General features: G+C 69.6%; 18 protein-coding genes. 15 read left to right on the top strand and 3 right to left on the bottom strand.

Translation table 11 applies throughout. The features are described 5' to 3' along the window. Positions 1 to 372 precede the first annotated feature (372 nt). The 6 genes from JIG36_RS32430 (at position 373) to JIG36_RS32405 (ending at position 8288) form a co-directional block, all read left to right on the top strand. Complete coding sequence (locus JIG36_RS32430; RefSeq protein WP_203380208.1) at positions 373 to 1689, top strand: ABC transporter substrate-binding protein; 1317 nt, start codon at positions 373 to 375, stop codon at positions 1687 to 1689. Between the two features lie 65 nt (positions 1690 to 1754). After that, a complete protein-coding gene (locus JIG36_RS32425) occupies positions 1755 to 2639 on the top strand; it encodes a carbohydrate ABC transporter permease (protein WP_203380207.1) in 885 nt (294 codons plus the stop codon). Next, entirely contained in the window at positions 2636 to 3517 is an 882-nt protein-coding gene (locus JIG36_RS32420; protein ID WP_203380206.1) for a carbohydrate ABC transporter permease, read from the top strand. The genes JIG36_RS32425 and JIG36_RS32420 overlap by 4 nt, the downstream gene beginning before the upstream one ends. A gap of 9 nt (positions 3518 to 3526) precedes the next feature. Continuing rightward, the gene (gene yicI, locus JIG36_RS32415; protein ID WP_203380205.1) at positions 3527 to 5764 is read left to right on the top strand and encodes an alpha-xylosidase; all 2238 of its coding nucleotides are present in this window, start codon (positions 3527 to 3529) and stop codon (positions 5762 to 5764) included. A 69-nt stretch (positions 5765 to 5833) separates the two neighbouring features. Continuing rightward, positions 5834 to 6862, top strand: coding sequence for a carbohydrate kinase family protein (locus tag JIG36_RS32410; protein ID WP_203380204.1), 1029 nt, complete (start codon positions 5834 to 5836; stop codon positions 6860 to 6862). Next, positions 6846 to 8288, top strand: a complete 1443-nt coding sequence (locus JIG36_RS32405; protein WP_236048581.1) for a family 4 glycosyl hydrolase — start codon at positions 6846 to 6848, stop codon at positions 8286 to 8288. Before JIG36_RS32410 ends, JIG36_RS32405 begins: the two co-directional genes overlap by 17 nt. A 1889-nt stretch (positions 8289 to 10177) precedes the next feature. Here JIG36_RS32405 and JIG36_RS32400 read toward each other — a convergent pair. After that, on the bottom strand, positions 10178 to 10648 hold the full coding sequence (locus JIG36_RS32400; RefSeq protein WP_203380202.1) for a CGNR zinc finger domain-containing protein: 471 nt from the start codon (positions 10646 to 10648) through the stop codon (positions 10178 to 10180). 104 nt (positions 10649 to 10752) lie between these two features. On the opposite strand from JIG36_RS32400, the gene JIG36_RS32395 reads away from it, so the two are divergent. From JIG36_RS32395 to JIG36_RS32380, 4 genes are all read left to right on the top strand, one after another. Then, complete coding sequence (locus JIG36_RS32395) at positions 10753 to 12273, top strand: MFS transporter (protein WP_203380248.1); 1521 nt, start codon at positions 10753 to 10755, stop codon at positions 12271 to 12273. A 264-nt stretch (positions 12274 to 12537) separates the two neighbouring features. After that, entirely contained in the window at positions 12538 to 13098 is a 561-nt protein-coding gene (locus tag JIG36_RS32390) for a redoxin domain-containing protein (protein WP_203380201.1), read from the top strand. Between the two features lie 93 nt (positions 13099 to 13191). Next, the gene (locus JIG36_RS32385) at positions 13192 to 13872 is read left to right on the top strand and encodes a phosphatase PAP2 family protein (protein WP_203380200.1); all 681 of its coding nucleotides are present in this window, start codon (positions 13192 to 13194) and stop codon (positions 13870 to 13872) included. Positions 13873 to 13968: 96 nt separating this feature from the next. Continuing rightward, positions 13969 to 14664 carry a phosphatase PAP2 family protein gene (locus JIG36_RS32380; RefSeq protein ID WP_203380199.1) on the top strand — a complete coding sequence of 232 codons (696 nt, stop codon included), beginning with the start codon at positions 13969 to 13971 and terminating at the stop codon, positions 14662 to 14664. Here JIG36_RS32380 and JIG36_RS32375 read toward each other — a convergent pair. Then, on the bottom strand, positions 14650 to 16131 hold the full coding sequence (locus JIG36_RS32375) for a mannitol dehydrogenase family protein (protein WP_203380198.1): 1482 nt from the start codon (positions 16129 to 16131) through the stop codon (positions 14650 to 14652). The genes JIG36_RS32380 and JIG36_RS32375 overlap by 15 nt on opposite strands. Before the next feature lie 1033 nt (positions 16132 to 17164). On the opposite strand from JIG36_RS32375, the gene JIG36_RS32370 reads away from it, so the two are divergent. The 4 genes from JIG36_RS32370 (at position 17165) to JIG36_RS32355 (ending at position 20847) form a co-directional block, all read left to right on the top strand. Continuing rightward, complete coding sequence (locus JIG36_RS32370; protein WP_203380197.1) at positions 17165 to 17902, top strand: Type 1 glutamine amidotransferase-like domain-containing protein; 738 nt, start codon at positions 17165 to 17167, stop codon at positions 17900 to 17902. Further along, positions 17878 to 19443, top strand: a complete 1566-nt coding sequence (locus JIG36_RS54320) for a class I SAM-dependent DNA methyltransferase (RefSeq protein WP_203380196.1) — start codon at positions 17878 to 17880, stop codon at positions 19441 to 19443. Before JIG36_RS32370 ends, JIG36_RS54320 begins: the two co-directional genes overlap by 25 nt. Before the next feature lie 232 nt (positions 19444 to 19675). After that, entirely contained in the window at positions 19676 to 20053 is a 378-nt protein-coding gene (locus JIG36_RS54315; protein WP_203380195.1) for an HAD family hydrolase, read from the top strand. Beyond that, on the top strand, positions 20050 to 20847 hold the full coding sequence (locus tag JIG36_RS32355; RefSeq protein ID WP_203380194.1) for an HAD family hydrolase: 798 nt from the start codon (positions 20050 to 20052) through the stop codon (positions 20845 to 20847). The genes JIG36_RS54315 and JIG36_RS32355 overlap by 4 nt, the downstream gene beginning before the upstream one ends. 167 nt (positions 20848 to 21014) lie before the next feature. On the opposite strand, the gene JIG36_RS32350 is transcribed toward JIG36_RS32355, so the two are convergent. Further along, positions 21015 to 22319 (bottom strand): HEAT repeat domain-containing protein, encoded by a 1305-nt coding sequence (locus JIG36_RS32350; protein WP_307873000.1) that lies wholly within the window; start codon positions 22317 to 22319, stop codon positions 21015 to 21017. Positions 22320 to 22908: 589 nt separating this feature from the next. Here JIG36_RS32350 and JIG36_RS32345 point away from each other — a divergent pair. Further along, a complete protein-coding gene (locus JIG36_RS32345; RefSeq protein WP_307872999.1) occupies positions 22909 to 23766 on the top strand; it encodes a DUF3800 domain-containing protein in 858 nt (285 codons plus the stop codon). Positions 23767 to 23903 lie beyond the last annotated feature (137 nt).

The raw sequence follows: 23903 nt of genomic DNA, 5'->3' as shown, positions 1-23903 counted from the left end.
TAGCCTCCTAGGATACCGAAGGAGGTGTGTGGGGGGTGGATGCAGGCTGCGCGGAGGTGGGCAACGACGTGGCGGGCGGACTTGGACGTTGAGCGGCTGCGTCCCGATCGGTGCGCAGGCGGACGCCGGTGCTCGGGTCGGGACGGCGTGCCTGGGTTGTGGCGGGTGCCGGGAGCGTTCCCATGGGTGGGGTCTCAGTCTTGGAAATGTCGTTGACACACCGTTGACATGTGGGCGCGGGCGGGCCTAGCGTCTGCGCAAAGTCCCGCGTCGAAGCGCTTCGACACCAGCGATCCCGGTCAGTGAACAAGGGGCTGGGGTCGGCGGATCGTCGAAGCGCTTCGACGGACCCCTCCCGGAGGACGAACAGACATGATTCGATCGCGAGCCGGCCTCTCGGCCGGTGCACTGTTGATGGCCGCCTCGCTCGCTCTCACCGCTTGCGGCGGTTCCGGCGATGGCGACAGCTCGAACGAAGGCGCCGACGCCAAGACCCTGACCCTGTGGCACTACGAGGGGCCGACCAGCGCGATGGGCATCGCCTGGAACAAGGCCATCGAGGAGTTCAAGGCCAGCCACCCGGGTGTCGAGGTGAAGTTCGAGGAGAAGGGCTTCGAGCAGATCCAGCAGAACGCCCAGATGATCCTCAACTCGGACAGCGCCCCGGACATCATGGAATACAACAAGGGCAACGCCACGGCCGGTCTGCTGTCGAAGCAGGGGCTGCTCACCGACCTCACCGAGGAGGCGGGCAAGCGCGGCTGGGACAAGGCCCTCAACTCGAGCCTGCAGACGACCACGAAGTATGACGACGACGGCATCATGGGCTCGGGCAAGACGTACGGGATCCCGAACTACGCCGAGTACGTCGAGGTCTACTACAACAAGGACCTGTTCAAGAAGTACAACCTGCAGGTCCCGACCACGCTCGACGAGTTCACCAAGGTGATGGACACCTTCGTCCAGAACAAGGTGACCCCGCTCGCCGTCGGTGGCGCCGAATACCCGGCCCAGCAGATCCTCTACTCGCTGGCGCTGAGCAAGGCCGACCGCGCCTTCGTGGACGACTACCAGCTCTACAAGAACAAGGTCGACTTCAAGGGCCCGCAGCTCAAGTATGGCGCGGACACCTTCAAGCAGTGGGTCGACAAGGGCTACATCGCCAAGACCTCGGCCGGCATCAAGGCCGAGGACATGGGCGTTTCGTTCACCCAGGGCAAGTTCCCGATCATGATCTCGGGGTCGTGGTGGTACGGCCGGTTCGTCAACGAGATCAAGAACTTCGAGTGGGGCACGTTCCTGTTCCCGGGCAACAAGCTGCACCCGGGCTCGAGCGGCAACCTCTGGGTGGTGCCGGAGAAGAGCAAGGCCAAGGCGCTCGCGTACGACTTCATCGACATCACCATGAAGCCGGAGATCCAGGCGCTGCTCGGCAACAACGGCGGTGTGCCGGTGGCGGCCGACGCGGCCTCGATCACCGACGCCAAGAACAAGGAACTCATCGAGAACTTCAACAAGATCTCGTCCGAGGACGGTCTGGCCTTCTACCCCGACTGGCCGGCCCCGGGCTACTACGACGTGCTGGTCGCCGGCGTGCAGGGCCTGATCAACGGCTCGAAGACCCCGGACCAGGTGCTCGACGAGATCGCCAAGCCGTACGACGAGAACCTCGCCGACCTCGGCAAGTGACCCGAGGCGCGGGTGGACCGCACACAAAAAAGGGCGGTCCACCCGCGTACGGAAGGAAGGCTTTTATGAGGCGCAGAGGCTATTGGCCCTTCCTCATCCCCGGCGTGCTGGCGAGTGTCCTGGTCATCGTCGTGCCGCTGGTGATGACCGTCTACACGAGCTTCACCAAGTGGAACGGCGTCGGCGAGCAGCGCTGGATCGGCTTCGACAACTACACCCGGTTGTTCGACGACACGCTGTTCTGGTCGTCGTTCGGCAACATCGTGCTGCTGATCCTGGCCATGGCCGTGGTGCCGACCCTGCTCGGGCTGTTCCTGGCCGCGGTGCTGTTCGACTATGTGGCCAAGAAGTTCAGCAGCCGCTGGGCGTCGTTCTTCCGGTCCGGGTTCTATCTGCCGCAGATCATCCCGGTGGCGGTCACCGGCATCCTGTGGGGCTGGATCCTGCACCCCGAGTACGGCGCGCTCAACCGGATCCTCGACACGGTCGGGCTGGGCGGCCTGGCCCACAACTGGCTCGGTGAACCGGGTTCGGCGCTGTACAGCGTCATGGGCATCATGATCTGGGTCCAGCTGGGCTATCCGATCGTCATGTTCATGGCCGGTCTGCAGCGGGTCGACCCCGAGCTCTACGAGGCGGCCGACCTCGACGGCGCGACCTGGTGGCAGCGGTTCCGCAAGATCACGGTGTATCTGATCCGGCCCGAGTTCTACGTCGTGCTGGTGACGACCACGATCGCCGCGCTGAAGATCTTCGGTCCGATCTTCGTGCTGACCGGCGGCGGGCCGAGCAACGCCACGCTCGTGCCGTCGTACTTCGCGTACAAGAACTTCTTCGAGAAGGCCCAGGTCGGGTACGGCTCGGCGATCTCCACGGTGCTGACCGTGCTGATCATCCTGCTGTCCATCGTGTTCCTGCGCCTGCAGAACCGCGCGGAGCGTAAAGCATGACTCTCACCGCAAATCGGACGCCCGTCAAGCCGGCCGAGGATGTCAAGGCGGCGAAGCGGTCAAATCCCGTACGCTTCGTCATCCTCGCGGCCCTCCTGGCCCTCCTGCTGATCGTCGTAGCGCCGTTGCTGATCATCGCGATCAACGCGGTGAAGAGCCCGGCTGATTACGCCAGTGGCGGCCCCCTGTCGTTGCCTCCGCATCTCTACTGGGACGGCATCGTCGACTTCTGGAACCGGGTCAACTTCGGCCAGAAACTCTGGAACAGCTTCGTCACGAGCTTCGTGGTGGCGGTCCTCGGTGTGCTGCTCTCGATCCTCAACGCGTACGCGCTGGGCATCGGACGGGTGAGGGGGCGGGTCTGGTTCCTGGTGTTCTTCCTGGTGGCGAACCTGCTGCCGCAGGAGGTGCTGGTCTATCCGCTGTACTTCCTGAGCAAGGAGGCCGGCCTCTACGACAGCCTGATCTCGATCGTCATCATCTTCACGGTCATCCAGGCCGCGTTCGGCACCTACCTGCTGACCTCGGTCTATCAGGAGTTCCCGACCGAACTGCTGGACGCCGCCGACGTCGACGGCGCGGGGAAGCTGCGCACGTTGTGGAGCGTCGTCGTGCCGGTCAGCCGGCCCACGCTCGGCGTGCTGTTCACGTTCTTCTTCATCTGGACCTGGAACGAGTTCTTCCTGCCTCTGGTCTTCCTGGTCAGCAACGACAACCAGACCGTGCCGGTGGCCCTCGGCGTGCTGCAGGGCGACCGGCTGATGGACGCCACCATGACCAGCGCCTCGGGGCTGATCGGCATCCTCCCGGCCCTGATCTTCTTCCTCATCTTCCAGCGCACCCTGACCCGCGGCATCACCGCCGGCGCCATCAAGTAAAGGACGCTCATGAAGTTCACCGACGGGTACTGGCTCAAGCGCAAGGGACTGACCGTCCTGCACCCGGCTCAGCTGCGGGACACGCAGGCCGACGAGAAGACCCTGACCGCGTATGCCACGACCAAGCCGGTACGCAGCCGGTCGGACACGCTGGACACGCCCCTGATCACGATCAAGGTCGAGGCGCCGATGCCCGACGTGATCAAGGTGACGCTCGGGCACTTCCTCGGCGGCGCGGCCAAGGGACCGAACTTCGCCGTCACCACCGAGGACCACGACGTCACGATCGGGGAGAGCACGCTCACCTCGGGGCGTCTCACGGCCTCGTTCCGTACGGGAGAGAAGTGGGGTCTTGATTTTGAGGCGGACGGCAAGCGGCTGACCGGAAGCGGCTGGCGGGGCATGGGAATCGTCGACACCGCCGACGGTGAGCATTTTGTGCACGAGCAGCTCGACCTGGGCGTCGGCGAGGCCGTCTACGGGCTGGGGGAACGGTTCGGCCCGCTCGTGAAGAACGGGCAGAGCGTCGACATCTGGAACGAGGACGGCGGCACCAGCAGCGAACTCGCGTACAAGAACGTGCCGTTCTATCTGACCAACCGCGGCTACGGCGTGCTGGTCGACCACCCGGGCAAGGTGTCGTTCGAGGTGGCCAGCGAAATGGTGTCGCGCACCCAGTTCAGCGTGGCCGGGCAGACGCTTTCCTATTTCATTGTGTACGGGCCCACGCCGGCCGACGTGCTGCGCAAGTACACCGCGTTGACCGGCCGGCCCGCGCTGCCCCCGGCCTGGTCGTTCGGGCTGTGGCTGACGACGTCGTTCACCACCCCGTACGACGAGGAAACGGTCACGTCGTTCGTGGACGGGATGGCCGAGCGGGATCTGCCGTTGAGCGTGTTCCATTTCGACACGTTCTGGATGCGTGAGTTCCACTGGTGCGACTTCGAATGGGACCCGGCCATTTTCCCGGACCCGCCGGGCATGCTGAAGCGGCTGCACGACCGGGGCCTGCGGACGTGCCTCTGGATCAACCCGTACATCGCGCAGCGGTCCGCGATGTTCGCCGAGGGACTCGCCAACGGCTATCTCGTCCGCAAGGCCGACGGCGACGTCTGGCAATGGGACAAGTGGCAGGCCGGAATGGCGCTGGTCGACTTCACCAACCCGGATGCGCGCGAATGGTATGCGGCGAAGCTGGCGGCCCTGGTCGAAATGGGGGTCGACGCCTTCAAGTCGGACTTCGGCGAGCGGGTTCCGACCGACGTGGTCTGGCACGACGGGTCGGACCCGGAGCGGATGCACAACTACTACACGCAGATCTACAACCAGGTGGTCTTCGACGTCCTGCGTTCGGCGAAGGGCGAGGGCGAGGCGGTGCTGTTCGCGCGGTCGGCCACCGTGGGCGGGCAGCAGTTCCCGGTGCACTGGGGCGGGGACAATTCGGCCACGTACGAATCCATGGCCGAGAGCCTGCGCGGCGGCCTGTCGCTGATGAGCTCGGGCTTCGGGTTCTGGAGCCACGACATCGGCGGGTTCGAGGGCCGTCCCGACCCGGCCGTGTTCAAGCGGTGGATCGCGTTCGGGCTGCTGTCGTCGCACAGCCGGCTGCACGGCAACCACTCGTACCGGGTGCCGTGGCTGTTCGACGACGAGTCGGTCGAGGTGCTGCGGGCGTTCACCCACCTCAAGTACAGCCTGATGCCGTACCTCTGGAACGCCGCCCGCGAAGCGCACGAGCAGGGCCTGCCCGTGATGCGCCCGATGATCCTGGGCTTCCCGGACGACCCGGCGGTGACCCATCTCGACCGGCAGTACCTGCTCGGCGGCGACCTGCTGGTGGCGCCGGTGTTCAGCGAGGACGGCGAGGTCAGCTACTACGTGCCGGCCGGGCGCTGGACACGGTTCACCGACGGGTCGGTGGTCGAAGGGCCGGGCTGGGTGCACGAGACGCACGGCTTCGACAGTGTGCCGCTGCTGGTGCGGCCGGGTGCGGTGATCCCGGTCGGGGCGCGGACCGATCGGCCCGACTACTCCTACGCGGACGGCGTGACGTTGCGGCTTTTCTCGCCGGCTCTCCTTGGTGAGTCGACGACCGTACGAGTGGGGGAATCGGTCTTCACGGTGACGCGTGACGGTACGGCGGTCCGTGTCGATCGGGACGGTCCCGCCCTGCCGTGGCGGGTGGAGGTCGTCGATGGTCCGTCCGCGGACATCCCCTTCGATACGGCGTCCTGGGTTCTGGGGTAGCTCGCTTTGTGGGTGGGGTCGCATCGTTTGGGCGGCCCCACCACGCCTGACCTCGCATAGGATCTCCAGATGACCCCGGAACTGGACCTGTTCGTTCCCGGTGTCGTCTATCTCGACATCATCTTCACCGGCCTGGAAGGCCTGCCCGAGCCGGGCACCGAGGTGTGGGCGTCGGGCATGGGCTCCTGCCCCGGCGGCATCGCCAACCTGGCTGTCGCCGCCGCGCGTCTCGGCCTGCACACCGGGCTCGGCACGGCGCTGAGCACCGACGCGTACGGGGATTTCTGCGCCCACATCCTCTGCGAGCAGGAGAACATCAACCTGGACGCGTCCCGCCGCATCGACGGGCACTCGCCGGTCACGGTTTCCCTCGCGTACGACCGGGACCGCAGCATGATCACCCACGGTCACCCGCTGCCGGTCGGCGCCGACGGCCTGGTCGGCGAGCTCCCGACCTGCCGGGCGGCGTCGGTCTCGCTGACCAAGGACCGGCTCGGCTGGGTGCGCCGGGCCAAGGAAGCGGGCACGATGGTGTTCGCCGACGTGGGCTGGGACGCCAGCGCCGAATGGCCGCCCGAGGTGCTCGACATGCTCGAGGACTGCCACGCCTTCCTGCCCAACTCGGTCGAAGCCATGCAGTACACCCGCGCCTCCACCCCCGCCGAGGCGCTGCGCCGGCTGTCCGGCTTGGCTCCCGTTGTGGTGGTGACCTGCGGCGGCGACGGTGTGCTGGCCCACGACGCGCGCACCGGCGAGACCGTGCACGTGCCGGCCGTGCCGGTGCCCGCCCTCGACCCGACCGGGGCCGGTGACGTGTTCACGGCCGGGTTCATCCTGGGCAGCCTGCGCGAATGGCCGCTGGCGCAGAGCCTGGCCTTCGCCAACCTGATCGCCGGCCTGTCGGTGCAGCACTTCGGCGGGTCGTTGTCGGCGCCCGGCTGGGGCGACATCGCGGACTGGTGGCGGCAGGCGGCGACCCTGCCCGACCTGGCCGCCCGTTACGCGTTCCTCGACGACGTGATTCCCCGCGGCGAGCAGCGCACGGTGCGCCGGGCCGGGGCCACCATCGCCCGTCTTTCGGATGCCCATGTCTCCTAAGAAGCTGGTCATCCTGGGCGGCGGCGGATTCCGGGTGCCGCTGGTCTACGGCGCCCTGGTCGGTTCGTTCATCGACGAGGTCGTGCTGCACGACGTCGACACGTCCCGGTTGTCGGCGATCGGGCGGGTGTTGCGCGGTTTCGAAGGCGGTCCCCGGGTTTCGGCGACCACCGACCTGACCGAGGCGCTGACCGGGGCGACGTTCGTGTTCAGCGCGATCCGGGTGCACGGGCTCGAGGGGCGCGTGATCGACGAGCGGGTGGCCCTGGGCGAGGGATTGCTGGGCCAGGAGACGGTGGGGGCGGGCGGGATCGCGTACGGGTTGCGGACCGTGCCGGTGGCCCAGGCGATCGCGCGGCGCATCAGTCTGGTGGCGCCCGACGCGTGGGTCATCAACTTCACGAATCCGGCCGGCCTGGTGACCGAGGCGATGTCCCGCTTCCTGGGCGACCGGGTGATCGGCATTTGCGACTCGCCGGTGGCGCTGGTGCGGCGGGTTTTGCGGGCGCTCGGGCGGTCGTCGGCCTTTTCTTATGGCGCTGCTGGGTTTTCGGGGGGCTCTTCTGCGAGTTCTTCTGACGGCGGTGCTGGGGCTTCTGCGAGCTCCTCTGGCGGCGGTGTCGGGTCTTCTGCGGGTGCCGGGCCCTCGACAGTCTCGGTTGAGTACGCCGGGTTGAACCACTTGGGCTGGCTCACCGCCGTACGGGAAGGGGAGCGTGACCTGATCCCGCAGCTGTTGGCCGACGAGGCCCGGGTCGAGTCGTTCGAGGAGGGCCAGCTCTTCGGCGCGGCCCGGCTGAAGGCCCTCGGGGCGGTGCCGAACGAATACCTGCACTATTACTACGACCACGCGGCGGTGGTGCAGTCGTTGCTGGCGGCCGAGGAGACACGTGGCGAGTTCCTGCTACGCCAGCAGCGCGAGATCTACACCCGCCTGACCACCTCCGGCGCCGACGCGCGGTCAGCGTGGGACGCCGCACGCCGCGACCGAGACGCCACCTACATGGCCCAGGAGGGCTTGGGTGAACGCGACGCCGAGTCCGTCGAGGGCGGCGGTTACGAGGGCGTGGCGCTGGCTTTGATGACGGCGATCGCCACCGACACACCAACGCCGCTGATCCTGAACGTCCGCAACCGCAGCACCCTATCCGCCCTGGACGTTGATGCCGTGGTGGAGGTGCCCTGCCTGGTAGATGGTTCAGGCGCGCGGCCGCTGCCATCGAGCGGCTTGTACGCGCCCGGAGTCCCGCTGGTGCAGAGAATCAAGGCCACCGACCGGGCCGTCCTGGAGGCAGCCACACACGGTTCCCGAGCCGTAGCCGTGCGGGCCATGGCTTCCCACCCCCTGATCGACTCAGTCCCCATCGCGCGGCGGTTGATCGCCGAATATCAGGGGCGGCTCCCAGAATTGGCATACTTGAGCTGACACGAGGCCCCCTTTCTTGTCAGACCGCGGCGCTAGTGTCGGTTCACTCCCTGGGCGGGCGGGGGAGGTGGTGGCTGCTCCTCTTTCGAGGCGGTGTTTTGTATTGCATCTCGAATGCCCGGATTCGCGGCTTGATGCACGAGTTGAGCGCTTCCGCCACCTGATCCCTCCCCCCGAAGCGATCAGGTAAATGGGGGAATGGGGCCGTCGCGGGCACAATTTCGAGACACGATTCGGGGTGGGCGGCCGGGTCGTTCGCCGCAGCACCCCCTCGGCGTCCAGATGGTTGGTGGGCTCGTTCAGCAGCAACACATCCGGCTCGTCACAGCCTACGGACTGCGCACGAACTGGCATCCCGATTTCTTGCCACCGAGACCGAATACTTCGGGGCGCATATAGGAGCCGCAGTCGACGCTCTCCACCGCCTTTGAATCGGACGGCCTGCTTTACCGCTACGGCAACCGTGCCACACGCGCGGCGTAGTGCAGTCCAGTTCGTCACTGACATGCGGAGTTCGCGCGTGGCTTCCGCGGCCGCCGCCTTCAAGTGTGCGTTTGCCGAGCATCGTCCACGGCTCGAACGGCCGAGGACATCGGAGAAGGCTCTGCCATCGGTTGTCGGGGTTGGATGGAGGGCTGTCCCGCATCGGGTAGTCGAGGTTGACCGGGGCTGGTCCAATTTCGGGTCGTCCAGGTTGACGGAGGGCTGGCCCTGTTCTCGGCCGGCCGAAGTCGACGACGGACAGTCGCGCGCGGCGGTTCTCCCTGCTCGGGTTGCATGTGCGGGCCTTGCTTCTTCCGGGCGTGATGCTTTTGCCGGCCTGGTCCCCTCAGGCCGAGACGCTTGCGCTGCTAGATGCTGTGAGGCGGCGGCGTGGCCGGAAGTTTGCAACGGCGCGCTTATGGATCGCGGGGCGTCACGGTGGTCACGGTTATAACGCAGCCGCGCGGCGTGGCGCTGGGCGAGCCCCCAGGCGCGGTGTCTCGCATGCTCGCGGCGAAACTCTTCACCCTCTGGGGAATAGTTGCGGCGCTTTGTGCGGTCGCGCATTCCGGCAAGTTCCGCCCGGCTGAACAATTGAAGCTGTCGCATGCTCAATTATCTCGCACCAAGCTACCGCCACATCAGCATTCGATCGTGCCAAAATGGCGAAACGCAAAAATGAAAGAGGGCGCAGAGAGGCAACGAGAATTTCGCGTTACAGGCCGCCGCCACAATACCGCTCAGCGAAAGTGGCGGCACCCACCCGGACCACGCCGCGCCCGCCGCCTGGTGAGCCGCGCGACCACCGGCTCGCGGTGAGTGGCGGCACCCCGCAGTGACCACGACGGCGGGCGCCTGGTGGGCTGCGAAACCATCGGCTCGCGGTGGGTGGCGGCACCGAGGGTGACCATGACGGCGGGCGCCTGGTGGGCCGCCCAACCATCGGCTCGCGGTGGGTGGCGGCACCGAGGGTGACCACGACGGCGGGCGCCTGGTGGGCCGCGCAACCATCGGCTCGCGGTGAGTGGCGGCGCCCAGGGTGACCACGACGCCCGGCGCCTGGCTAGCTGCGTGACCACCGTCCAGCCCGAGTGGCCGCACTCGCCGCGACAAACACAGAAGGTCGGGGCCGCTGGGCGAGCGCCGTCGTGGCTGCGCTGGGTGCGGCCGCTTGCGGTGGGTGGGTGGTTGGCGGCTTGCCAGGCGCCGGGCGTCGTGGTCATTGTGGGTGCGGCCGCTCGCGGTGGGTGGGTGGTTGGGCGCTTGCCAGGCGCCGGGCGTCGTGGTCACCGTGGCTGCCGCCGCTCACGGCGAGCCGATGGTCGCGCGGCCTGCTGGGCGCCGGCCGCCGTGGTCCACCGTGGGCGGGGTGGCGCTCTCCTGGCCTCCGCCTGCTGCCTGGGCGCTCAGCTCTGGGCTGCGGCTTCGGCCTTTCGCTTTCGGAAAGCGGCCGCCCGCGCCCGGTTCTGGCATGTCAGGCAGCAGAAACGGCGCTTCCCGGCGGGTGACGTGTCTACATAGACGTCTGCGCACTGGATGTCGGCGCACACGCCGAGGCGGCCGGGATGGTGGGCCAAGTGGTGGCGCAACGCCAACGCGGCCGCGGCCCTGGGGGCCTGGGCCGGGTCGTCCACCGTCCAGGATTCGGTCAGGTCGGGGGCGAGCTCGGGGCGTACGAGAGTGGCCCGCAGCAAGTCAGTCACCAGCGCTGCCCTGGTGGTGGCGTCATCGGCCGCGAATATCGGGTGCAAGTCGTCGGCCAGGGACCTCTGTTCGGCGCCGGGGTGGGGGGTGCGGCCGTCCATGCGGCAGGGCACGGTTCCCCACTCGTTGACCAAGGTCACCACCTCGGCGATGTCCATCTCTGTCAGCCGCATCCTGTCACCGTAACGCAATGGGGGCTGTTTTCGCGTTGCGGTGGGCGGGGATCATCCGTAACGTCATGACTGTCTTTATTGCGTGACGGAGGGATGTGTTGGTGATGCGTGCGAAGGCCGACGCACGTGACTGGCTCGGGCTTGCGGTCCTGGCTCTGCCCTGTCTGCTGGTGTCGCTCGACGCCGAAGTTCTCAACATGGCCGCACCCCAGCTGGCCGGCGACCTCCGCCCCACCGCGGTGCAGCTTCTCTGGATCATGGACAGTTACGTGTTCGTGGTGGCGGGGGCTCTGATCGCCATGGGGGTGCTCGGGGACCGGATCGGGCGGCGCCGGCTGCTGCTCTGGGGCGCCGCTGCCTTTGCGTTCTCGTCGTTGCTCGCGGCCACCGCCCGTACGCCGGAACTGCTCATCGCCGCCCGTGTGCTGATGGGGCTGGCGGGTGCGTCGCTGATGCCGTCGACGCTGGCGCTGATCCGGGCCATGTTCGCCGACGCGCGTCAGCGGGGGATCGCGCTCGGCGTCTGGGCCGCCTCGTTCTCTCTGGGTGGGCTGGCCGCGCCGCTCATCGGCGGGGTGCTGCTCGAGCACTTCTGGTGGGGCTCGGTCTTCCTGCTCGCGGTGCCGGCGACCCTGCTGCTCATCGTGCTCGGGCCGGTGCTGCTGCCGGAGGCCCGCGACGGCGACGCCAAGGGATTCGACCTCGGGGGTGCGGTCATGAGCCTGGCCGGGGTGCTGATTTTCGTGTACGGGATCAAGCGCCTCGCCGCCGAGGGTGCGGTGGCCATGCCGTTCCTGGCGATCGTGGCCGGCGGCGTGCTGGGCGCGCTGTTCCTGCGGCGGCAGCGTCGCATCGCGCGCCCGCTGCTCGACCTGGGCATGTTCCGGGACGCCCGGGTGCGGGTCGCGCTGTCGGCCAACGCGCTCTCGTTCTTCGTGCTCTACGGCACCCAGCTCGCCATCGTCCAGTACCTGCAGATCGTGCTCGGTCTGTCGCCCCTGCGCGCGGGGCTGTGGGCGCTGCCCTCGGTGGTCGCGTTCCTGACCGCGTCGCTGCTCGGGCCGGTGCTGGTGCGCTGGTTCCCGGCCGGGCGGGTGGTTGCCGTGGGCGCGGTCGTGCTGGCCGCCGGGCATGCGGTGATGGCCTTGACCCCGTACGGCGGTGGGCTTGCCGCCCTGGTCACCGGCATGGTGGTCGGGGGTCTGGGGCTGGCGCCGGTCTACACGCTCACCACCGATCTTGTCGTTTCCTCCGTACGGCCGGAGCGCGCCGGAATGGCCGCGGCGGTGACCGAGACCGGGGCCGAGCTGGGCGGCGCCGTGGGGATCGCGGTGCTCGGTTCGGTGGTCGTCGCCGCGTACCGCACCGGGATGTCCGGAGTGCCGGGCCTGCCCGCGGACGGCACGCTGATGGACGCGGCCGCCGCCGGCGCGGGTGTGGCCGAGCGCGCCTCCCATGCGTACGGGAATGCCTTTGCCCTGGTCTCTCTCGTCGCCGCGGCTCTGGTGGCGGTGGCGGCGGTGCTGGCCTGGCGAGTGTTGCGGCCCACTGTGGTGGCGGTCGATGAAGCCGCGCCCGAACCGTCCGATATGGTCCCGTGCGCGACCGGTGCCGCGCGCCGGTGACGTTCATCCCTTACGTTCCCGGCGCCCATCCCGCTAAGCTACATCTCCTATCTGTGAAATAGCCTATCGGCGATGCGGGCGCGGCAAAAGCAGCGCGGGCGCGGCGAGAGGCAAAAGCAGCGCGGGCGCGGCGAGAGGCAAAGGCGACGCGGGCGCGATGACGGGCAAAGGCAACGCGGGCGCATTGAGGGCAAGGACGGCGTGAGCGCGATGGCAAGCAAGGGCGGCGTGGACGCGATGACGGGCAGAGGCGGGGGAGGTGCGATGACGGGAACCAGGGCAACGACGCGGGTGGCGGGCCTCCCGCTCGACCGCGACGACATCTGGAGCCGCCTGGTCAAACCGGGCGACCGGCTGCCGTCGGCGGTGCTGCTCGAGGCCGACCTCGGGCCGATCCACCTCGACCGGCTACGGCTGACCGGGCCGATCGTGCTGGTCTTCTTCCCGTACGCGTCGTCCGAACCCGCCAACGCGGCGCTCGGTGACTACGAACGCCACCTCTACCCGGTGCTGCTCGGGACCGACGCCCATCTGGTCGCGGTGAGCCCGCAACGGCCCGACCGGCTGGCCGAGGTCAAGCGGCGGCACGACCTGAGCTACTTCGTCGGGGCCGACCCCCGCCACCAGCTCATCGACGCGTTCAACCTGGGGTTCCAGGCGCCCGGGGCCGAGGTGCTGCTGGGCGCGGGCCGGTCGGTCCTGCCGTTCCCGGCGGTCGTGGTGGCCGACCGGGCAGGCGTGGTGCGTCACGCCGACGTCCGCCCCGACGGCGCGGCTTATCCCGGCCCCGAGCAGGTGCTGGCCGCGGTCGAGGCGCTGCGCTAGCGGCTGCGGCGAGGCCGATCTCCGGATCGCGCCCGTCCACTGAAGTGAACGGAAGGTGCATCGGAGGTTAATAGCCGGGTATAGCTAGTCGCGATGAGAGATCAGGAACGGGCCCTCGAAGCGCGCGTGGCGGCGGCCGCCGCCGGTGCGGTTGTGCTGCTCGTGCCGTTCGCGGTGATCGCTGCCCTGATCGTCGGGAACGTCGACTGGCTGCACGACCTCGACCACGATGTCAGCGTGCCGGTGCACGACTTCTCGCTCGCGCACCCGGGCTGGGCGAGCTTCATGTGGTGGTGGTGCCTGGTCTTCGACCCGTGGACCTGGCGGGCGGCGGCCCTCGCGCTGGTCATCTGGCTGGTGCGGCGCGGGGCCCGTCCCTCGGCCTGGTGGGTGGGTGTCACCACGGTCGCCGGTGGGCTGCTCGGCATGTTGCTGAAACTGGTCTTCGAACGGGACCGCCCCTCGTTCCTCGACCCGGTGGCGACCGCGGTCGGCTATTCGTTCCCGTCCGGGCACGCGCTGAACAACGCGCTCGGCGCCGCCGTCGTGGTGATGGTGCTCTGGCCCGTGGTGCGTCACCGGCGCCTGCTGCTGGCCGCCGGCATCGCCGTCCCGGCCCTGACCGGGCTGTTCCGGATCGGGCTGGGCGTGCACTGGCTCAGCGACGTCGTCGGCGGCTGGCTGTTCGGACTGGCGGTCGTCGCCGCGACGACGGCGGCCTTCGCGGTCAAGACGAAACGGCGGGCGAGGACAAAGGCAACCGTCGACGTGTAGCGCGGCGTCCGCGGTCAGGGCGCGACAAGAACAGGGACAAAGACTAAGACAACCATCGAGGTATAGCGCGCGCCACGATCGGGTACCAGGGCCGCCATGCCCCCCGTCATCGCGCAAGTGGCCAAGCGGCTTCTGCTGCCCGTGGCCGCACTCTTCGCCGTGATGGTCGGCCTCGGTCTGCTGGTGACGCGCGTGGCCGAGAAGGCCTGGCCGTTCACGATCGAGGACGACATCAACCGTGGCCTCGAGGCCCACCGCACCGCACCCCTGAACGTGATCAGCGAGATCACCAGCCTGATCGGCAGCACCCCGGTCATCATCGCCGTCACCGGGGTGGTCGCCGCGATCCTGCGCTGGAAGCTGGGCCGCTGGCGCGAACCGCTCTATCTGTGCGCCGCGGTCAGCGCCCAGGCCCTGGTCTTCCTGTTCACCACGCTGGTGATCGACCGTGAACGTCCGGCCGTGCACCGCATGGACGACTCGCCACCCACGTCCAGCTTCCCGTCCGGGCACACCTCGGCCGCGGTCGCCCTCTACGTGGGCATGGCCTTCCTGTTCTTCACACTGCTGTACCGCACCTGGGCCCGGAGCCTGATCTGGCTGCTCGTCCTGGTGCCGGTCCTGGTGGCGCTGGCCCGCCTCTACCGCGGCATGCACCACCCGTCCGACGTGCTGGCGTCGTTCCTCAACGGCTGCACGTGCGTGGCCATCATGGCCCGCCAGATCCTGAACCGGGCCGTCGACTGGACAGTGCCGGCCCGGTTCCGAACCGCTCGGTTAAAGGCTTCCTGACACCAGCGCCTCGAGGGTGGCCTTGGCACCCCGGGAGTGCAGGGACGACAGGACGGAGGTGTACGCCGAGACGAAGCGCTCGCTCTCGGCCAGGTCACCGAAGAGGTCGCGGTCCTGGATGAACGCCAGCGGCTCCTCGCGCTGGCGCCGGGCCGCCGCGTTGAGCTTGTCGCGCAGCCGGTCGACGATCTCGATCGGCTCGCCCTCCTCGTCGACGCCCTCGTCGTAGCGGGCCCAGGAGGCGACGACCGCCGTGGCGAGGATGATGTCGCCGCCCGAGTCGAGGTTGTGACGGATCACCGGGAGCAGCCACTTCGGGATGCGGTCGGAGCTCTCCGCGCACAGCCGGGCCACGGTGTCCTTGACCTGGGCGTTGGAGAACCGGTCGATCAGCTGGTGCTGGTATTCCCGCAGGTTGATGCCGGGGACCGGCTCCAGCGTCGGCTCGGCCTCCTTCTCCATGTACGCCAGCAGGAACTTCGCGAACGCCGGGTCACGGGCCACGTCGTGCACGAGGCGGTAGCCCGACAGGTAACCGAAGTAGCACAGCGCCTGGTGCGACGCGTTCAGAAGGCGCAACTTCATCAGCTCGTACGGCTCCACGTCCGGAACCACCTGCACGCCCGAGTCTTCCCACGGCGGGCGGCCGTTGCCGAAGCTGTCCTCCAGGGCCCACTGGGTGAACGGCTCGCACACCACCGGCCAGCCGTCGTCGACTCCGAAGTGCTTGCGCACGTCGTCCCGGTCGTCGTCGGTGGTCACCGGCGTGATCCGGTCGACCATGCTGTTCGGGAAGAGCACATTCCCTTCCACGTACGCCGCGAGGTCGCTGTCCCGCAGCGCCGCGAACGCGACGAAGCTGCGCCGGGCGGCGTCACCGTTGCCCTGGATGTTGTCGCAGCTCATGATCGTGAACGGCGGGAGCCCGCGCTCGCGGCGGCGCTCGATGGCCGCCGTGATCAGGCCGAACGTCGTCCTGGGGGAGCGCGGCTGGGCCAGGTCGTGCTGCACGTCGGGGTTCTCGGCCATGAACTCGCCGGTCACCGCGTTGAAGTTGTAACCGCCCTCGGTGACGGTCAGCGACACGATCCGGATCTCGGGCGACGCCATCTTCTCGATCACCGCGTCGGGGTCGTCCGGCGCGAACAGATATTCCTTGATCGAGCCGATCACCCGGGCGTCGAGCGTGCCGTCGGGCGACTTGACCACCAGCGTGTAGAGCCCGTCCTGCGCGTCGAGCACCTGCTGCATACGCCGGTCGGCCGGCATCACCCCCACACCGCAGATCGCCCAGTCGAGGGCCTTGCCCTCGTTCATCAGGCGGTCCAGGTACATCGCCTGGTGCGCGCGGTGGAAACCGCCCACCCCGAAGTGGACGATGCCGGTGGTCAACGCCTCCCGATCGTACGAGGGGACGGCGAGGTCTCCGGACAGTTGGCTGAGGTTCTCAGCGTTGAGGGGCAGCATGGTGGCTCTTCCTCCCGGCAGTGGATCGGGGATACCCAAAAGCATCCCATTGGATGGTCCAGGTCACGGGCGACCGGCTTGGGGAATCTTCTGATGGCAACGGCCGTGCGAAACCACCCCGCAGGGTGTGAGCGCGCGGAACACGCCGTAAATTGATGCCCGGTTCAGCGCTCGCCATGCCCGTTTCCCACAACCGGCCTCCGCGCGACACCGCCAAAATTCCCTCCCGTACGCCCCCACGCCCGCCCGCCCGACCGAACGCGCGAGCCCGATCGTGCGTCCGCCCGGGTGCGCGAGTCTGGTCGCGCGCTTGCTCGGACGCGCCCGCCCGATCGCGCCCGCCTGTTCAAGGTGCGCGAGTCTGATCGCGCGCTTGGCTGTTCGTGCGCGCGTGAGTGGTTTACGTGTTCGTCTGATGGGTGCGCGCGAGCCTGATCGAGCTTCCGGCTGTTCGTGAGCGCGTGAGTGGCTGCGTGCCCGGCGGTTCGTGTGCGTGGGCGGTTGCGCGTTCGTCCGTTCGGAGTGCGCGAGTGTGATCGCGCGGTTGGCTGTTCGTGCGTGCGTGAGTGGCTGCGTGCCCGGCGGTTCGTGTGCGTGGGCGGTTGCGCGTTCGTCCGTTGGGGCTGCGCGAGTGTGATCGCACGGTTGGCCGTGCGTGCGTGAGTGGCTGCGTGCCCGGCGGTTCGTGTGCGTGGGCGGTTGCGCGTTCGTCCGTTCGGGCTGCGCGAGTCTGATCGCGCGGTTGGCTGTTCGTGTGCGCGTGAGCGGTTTGCGTGTTCGTCCGTTTGGGTGCGCGAGCCTGATCGAGCTTCCGGCGTTCGCGTGTGTGTGAGCGGCTGCGCGTTTGCTGTTCGTGTTCGCGCGAGCGGCTGCGCGTTTTGCTGTTCGCGTGAGTGGCTGCGCGTTCGTCTGTTCGGGGTGCGCGAGTTTGATTGCGCGCCTGCTCGAATGTGCGCGAAAAGACCGAGCTGCTGTCCGCGACGGCCGGCCGTACCGGGCAGCGCGGGACGGCCGCAACCGCGAGGATGGGGGCATGAGAGCGCTCCTCACCTCGTCCGGGATCAGGAACCGCAGCATTCACGACGCGCTGGTCGACCTGCTGGGCAAACCGGTGGCCGAGTCCCGCGCGCTGATCGTTCCGACCGCCCTCCACCCGTTCCCCGGCGGCGCCGAGATGGCGTGGCGGACGGTCACCGGCCAGGGGTCGGCACCGCTGGCCGGACTGGGCTGGAAATCGCTGGGCCTGCTGGAACTGACCGCGCTGCCGCATATCGCCGAGGCGGCCTGGGTGCCGGCCGTCCGCGAGGCCGACGCCCTGCTGTTCTGCGGCGGCGACCCGTTGTTCCTCTCGGCCTGGATGCGTCGCTCCGGGCTGACCGCGCTGCTGCCGTCGCTGCGGCCCGAGGCCGTCTATGTCGGAGTCAGCGCCGGAAGCATCGCCGCCACCACCACGTTCGTCGAGACCTTCGACGACCCGCCAAGCGCCGACGACGAGCCGCTGAAGTCGGAACCGGCCGTCTTCACCACCCCCGACGGCGACCTCTCCCGGCTTCTGGTCACCGGCCGGGGTGCGGGCCTGGTCGGCTTCGGGGTGATCCCGCACTTCGAGCACGAGCACCACCTCGACGCGTCACCGGCCAATGCCGCGATCTGGGCCTCCCACATCCCCGCCCCCACCTACGCGATCGACGACGAGACCGCCATCAAGGTCGTCGACGACACCGTCGAGATCGTCTCGGAGGGCCGGTGGAAACTGTTCACACAGCCGTGACGCGGGAGCTGCTGGCGGCCGGGTGGACCCACGCCGGCGCCGGGGACTGGGCGGTCGCGCTGCGGTCACCCGACGGGTGCCGGGCCGCGCGGATCAGCCCGTTCGACCCGGTCGGCCCCTACACGGCTGCGCTTTACCGCGAGGCCGCCCACACCCGGCAGGTGCCGCGCCTGTTCGAGCACCGGCGCCTCGACGGCGGGGGCGACCTGCAGATCCTGGAATGGCTCGACCCGGTGCCCGAGCCGGAGGCGGCCGCGTTCCTCCGGTCCATCGCCGCCGGGGAACCCGAGGTGGCCGAACTGGCGGGCATCGTCCGGCGGGTACACGAGCGTGCACGACGCGAATTGCCCTGGTGCGGCCCGCTCGACACCAACCCGGCCAACGTGATGCGCGGCGACGACGGGCGGCTCGTCATGATCGACCCCTACTACGCCGACGGTCCGGCGCTCTATGCGACGGCCGCACGCGAACCCGAGGTCGTGGCGGCGCGGATCCCAGAGAACGAACGGCGCTACATGACCGAGATCCCGCTCGCCAGTTCGGGCCCGTGGAAACCGGCCGAGCGGGAGGCCATGCGGGCCGGGCTGGCGGCGGCCGACCGGCGCCCCTTCGACGACCAGCTGATCACCGATCCGGCCGAGCCGGGGGTGGAGGCGGCCGACCGGCGGCCCTTCTACGACCAGCTGATCACTGGTCCGGCCGGGCCGTGGGTGGAGGCGGCCGACCGGCGGCCCTTCTACGACCAGCTGATCACTGGTCCGGCCGGGCCGTGGGTGGAGGCGGCCGACCGGCGGCCCTTCTACGACCAGCTGATCACCGATCCGGCTGAGCCGTGGGTGGAGGCGGCCGACCGGCGGCCTTTCTACGCTCGGCACGCCGGCTTCTACGACCAGCTGATCACCGACCCGGCCGGGCCGTGGGTCGAGGCGGTTGACCGCGAACTCGGCGGCCCGGCTGCCGTACTCGACGCGGGCTGCGGAACGGGCCGGCACGCGGCCGGGTTGATCGCCCGGGGACATCGGGTCGACCTGGTGGACGCGTCGGCCGACCTGCTCGCCATCGCGGCCGCCCGGTGCCCTGGTTCGCGGGCGACGCGGGCCGACCTGCGGCATCTGAAGACCGAGCCGGTGTACGACGCGGTCACCTGCCGGGGCGTTCTCAACGACCTGATCACCGACGACGAACGCCGGGCCGCGCTGCGGTCGCTGACCGGGAGCCTGCGTGCGGGCGGGTTCCTGCTGCTCGACGTGCGCGAACGGGAGGGGTCGCGGCGCCGCGCCGACGGTTCGGCAAAGGTGCGGCGGGCCGGTCCGCTCACGTTCACCAGCCGTACGACCTGGGACAGCGGCCTGCTGCGGGTGGCCGAGACCTACGACCTGGACGGGCAGACCACGCATCACGAGTTCACGATGCGCCCCTGGACGGAGGAGGAGCTGCGCGCCGGCCTGAGCGGGTGCGGCCTCGACGCCGTACGGGTGGAACCGGGCATCGGACGCCGCACCCCCGACCGCCTGTACGTGGTGGCGGGGCCGCGCTCATGAGAGGGGCCAGGTGACGCTTGTCGGGAGGGCGGGTGGTGCGCGCGCGGACGGCCGGGTGGCGCCTGTGAAGAGGGCCAGGGGTGGTGCTCGTGGGAGGGGCCGGGAGAGGGCTGGGTGGCGCGTGCAATGCCCGGTGCCGTGCGTGGGGAGGGCGGGTGGCGTGCGCGTGGACGGCCAGGTGGTCCCCGTAAGGACGGCCAGGTGACGCTTATCAGGAGGGGTCGGTGGCGCTGTGAAGGCTGTGGTCTTTGACCTGCTTTACACGCTTGTGCACCCGGGGAGGTATCCCGGCGGCACCGGCCGGGCTGGGTGGCTGAGCGGGATTCTCGGGATCGACGCGGAGGTTGTTCGGCGGCGGGGGGCCGAGTTCGAGCCGTGGCTGGAGTCGGGCCGGGCCGACCGCACCGAACTGGAGTGGATCCGCGACCTTGCCGGCGAGCTCGGGGTGACCGTGACCGGGGACGACCTGACCCGCATCGACGCCGGCTGGGGCCTGACCCGGCGCGAGGCTCTGCTCGACCCACCGCCGGCGACGATCGCCACCCTGCGCGCGCAGGCCCACAGCTCGGTCACCGCCCTTCCGGACGTCAACCCCCTGGTCGTGCCGTGATTCGCGCCGTCGTGACGGATCTGGACGGGACGATCGTGCTGGCCGGTGACGTGGTCACGCCGGCCACGGTGGCGGCGGCGGGACGGCTGCGCGAGCTGGGCATCCCGCTTGTCGCGGCCACGGCCCGGTCGCCCGCCGGGGTGGGACGGCTCGGCGGGTTCGGGCGGGGGTTCGCGCTGGCGGTCGGCAACGGCGGCTCGCGGGGCTGGGATCCGGCGACCGGGCGGACTCTGTGGGAGGAGTTCATCGAGCCGGACGAGCTGCAGGACCTGGCCGGGTTCGTCGGTTCGATGCCGGGTGCGGGCATGTCGGCGTTTGTCGTCGACGGCCGGGTGATGACTCCGGAGCACGTCGTGCTGCGCGGCGGCCTGCCGTCCGAGCCGTGGCGTGAGATGGGCCTGGGTGATTTGTGGAGGAAGCCCGCTTACGCCGTCGACATCCGGCATCCCACGTTGAGCTCGGACGAGCTCGTGGCGGGGCTGACCGCGGCTGGCTTGAGCCGGCGGGTCACGATCTCCTACTCGGCCGACCACCTCGTCGACATCGGGCCGCTCGGTGTGGACAAGGGAACGGGCGTACGGCGGGCTCTGGATCTGCTCGGCCTCTCGCCGGCCGAGGCCGTCGCGTTCGGGGACATGCCGAACGACCTGCCCATGTTCGCCGCGTGCGGACGCTCGGTGGCGATGGGGAACGCCCACACGACCGTACGCGCGGCGGCCACCCGGGTCACGGGGAGCGCGGCCGAGGACGGTTTCGCGCGGGCGTTGACGGGAGTGGGCGGTCTGCTCGGGTAGCCATAGGGCGGCGGGCGTTGACGGGAGTGGGTGGTCTGCTCGGGTAGCTACAGAGCGGCGGGCGTTGACGGGAGTGGGTGGTCTGCTCGGGTAGCTACAGAGCGGCGTGCGTGGCCGGGGGTGGGTGGTCTGCTCGGGTAGCTACAGGGCGGCGGGCGTCGCGCACTTTAACGGGAGTGGGCGGTCTGCTCGCGTAGCCACAGGGCGGCGGCGTCGCGAACCTCGGTGGACGGGTCGTCCAGGAGGTGGCGGATCTGGTCCTCCAGGTGGCGGGAGTCCTTCTTCCAGAACAGCAGCGACAGGATCGCCATGCGGCGTACGGCCGGGTCGGGGTCGTTGCGGGCGGTCGCGGCCAGGGCGGGCAGCACGTGGCGGCCGAGGTTGCGCTCGCCCAGCACTCCGGCGGCGTGACGGCGGATCAGCGGGTGCGGGGACGACAGGGCCTCGATCGCGGTAGCCGCCTCGTCCGGTGTGATGGCGCAGCTGCCGCGGCCGGGGCGCAGACAGTCGTCCAGGGCGGGGGAGTAGCCGGGCCAGCGGGTGAGAACGTCGGCCAGCGGGGTGTAGTCGAGCGGCGCGAACCGGACCGCGGAGTTGCGGAACGACGTGTACGGCGCGGCCACCGCCCCGGCCACGACGTCGGTGGGCAGTGCGGACCGGCGGTCAAGCACCACGTCGAGCCGGCCCAGCCGGGAGAGCGCGACCGCGGTCCAGGCCAGGTCGGGGCCCTTCGCCTTGCGCAGAGCTGTGGTCAGCGCCGCTACGACCTCATCGCCGGGCTCGCCGATGTCGGCCAGCAGCCGGGCCGCCTGCCACGCCCGGTCGCGCACGGTCAACAGCGGGATCAGCGCCGGCCAGGCGTCTCGGCCCAGGGCGCGGAGCGCGTCCTCGATGTCCTCCGACATGAGCGGACCGTCGAAGCGACCCAGCCGACCGACCAGCTCGGCCGCCCGGTCGGCGGGCGGGAGACCCTGGAGCCGGGCGAGTTCCGCGGTCCGCTCGTCGAGCTCGGGGAACAGCCGCCGCACGTCGGACGCGGGCAGCACACGCCGGATCAGCTCGGCGTGGTGTTCGTCGTCGAGCAGGACCACGACGAAGTTCCGGTCGACCACGCCACGGGTGCGCAGCGTCTTGCGGGCCGCTTTGCACGCCCGTACGAGGGTTCCCAGGTATTTCCGGAACGTCGCGTGCCAGCGCGCGGTCGTCCCGGAGCACGCGGCCGTGGTCAGGTTCTTCTCCCACTGGCGGCCCACCTCGTCGGGCAGCCACTCGTCGTCGTCGAACGTCCAGTCGGCCGGGCTCCAGCCCTCCGGGTCGCCGGTGACGGCCAGCGACGGCAGCGTGATCACGCCGTCCTGCTCCCGGTAGAGATGGTGCAGCGCCGCCGCGCCCAAGTGCTCGCCCGAGGCGGCCGACACCACCGCGGCCACGATGCCGTCGTGCACGACCCGTTCCATCTCCGCCCAGTCCACCCCGCCATCCTGCCCGACAACCACCCGCGACCGGGTTGCCCGACGCGGTAGGGGATGGGCGCTGTCCGATGACCGGCTGTGATCGGGTTGTCCGTCGGCGGTGCGTGGACGGGGGATGGGGCGTGCGTGCGGCCGGCCGTGATGGGGTTGTTCGATGGCCGCTCGGGGATGGGGCGTGCGGCCGGCTGTGATGGGGTTGTTCGACGGCTGCGCGGGGATGGGGCGTGCCGCCGGCTGTGATGGGGTTGTTCGACGGCTGCGCGGGGATGGGGCGTGCGGCCGGCTGTGATGGGGTTGTTCGACGGCTGCGCGGGGATGCAGGTGCGGCCGACTGTGATCGGGCTGGTCAGTGGCGGCGTGGAGTGCATCGGTGGCTTGTTGTGATGGGGTTGTTCGGTGCCGGCGTGTGGGCGGCTCGCCGTGATCGGGATGTTCGAGCGGCGCGCGAGGGCTGGGGATGGGGATGTGCGGGCGACCGGTCGGGATGGGGTTGTCTGGCGGCGGCGTGCGGACGGGGGATGCGGGCGCTGTTCCGGTGGGTGGCCGTAATCGGGTTGTTCGATGAGGGTGGGCGGACGAGCATGGGGGCGTGCGGACGCCGATGCAGGGTGGGCTGCCGCCGGTCGGGGCGGTGGCCGGGCCCGTGGTGCGGATCGCCTGTGACGAGTCCGGGTTCTCCGGCACCAATCTGCTCGACCCGGCCGATCCTGTGATCACGCACGCGAGCGTCGACCTGAGCGAGGCCGAGTCCGACGAGCTGATCGGGGCTCTGCGGTCGCGGTTCCGGTTCTCGCCCCACGAACTCAAGTCGGGCCGGCTGCTGCGGGCGGGCGTGGCGGCCGGCTGGTTTCAGCAGGCGCTGCGCGGCCGGGCCCTGGTGCAAGTTGTCGACAAGGAGTTCTTCCTGGTCACACGGATCGCCGATCTGCTGCTGGCCGAACCCTCGTACGCGACCGGGACGCGCCTCACCCTCGACCGGCGTGCGGATGCCGTCGCGCTGCTTCCCGCCGTACGGGAAAAGGGTCTGCTTCCGCTCTTTGTCGAGTTGGCGCGCACCAAACATCGCCGGGCGACGCGGGCCGATGTGGACCGGTTCGCCGAGCTTTCCGGGATTGCGCGCGAGCGGGTGGAGGCCCTGCCGGTCAGTCGCGAAAACCTCGAACCGCTGCTGCCGGCGCTGGCCGAGACGGTGTTGAGCTGGAGCGAGGGCGGCCGGCGGGTGCTGGTGACGCACGACGAGCAGAGCGCCCTGACCGCCGACCGGCTCACCCGGCTGCAGCTGGCCCTGGCCGGTGACGACGGCGTGTCGCCGCTGGCGGGGCTGGTCATGGCCGACTCCCGCGACGACCCGCGCGTCCAGGTGGCCGACCTGCTGGCCGGCGTGGCCCGGCGCGGCACCCTCGACCCGGCCCTGCTGGCCCCCTACCCGCTGGTCAGCGGCGTTTGAAACGCGGCTCCGAGATGGGTGCCCGGCCTGGTCAGTGGTGATGGAAACGCGGTTCAGGTGCGCTCGCGGCGTGACGGGAATCGTGAGGGGACGGCCCGGTCGAAACCGTGTGGGAGCGGCCGGGTTGGGACCGGGTG

This window comes from Paractinoplanes ovalisporus (genome assembly GCF_016834655.1).
GTDB classification, from domain to species: domain Bacteria; phylum Actinomycetota; class Actinomycetes; order Mycobacteriales; family Micromonosporaceae; genus Actinoplanes; species Actinoplanes ovalisporus.
The sequence above is the reverse complement of the archived record's forward strand: the minus strand, read 5'-3'. Positions and strand labels throughout refer to the sequence as shown.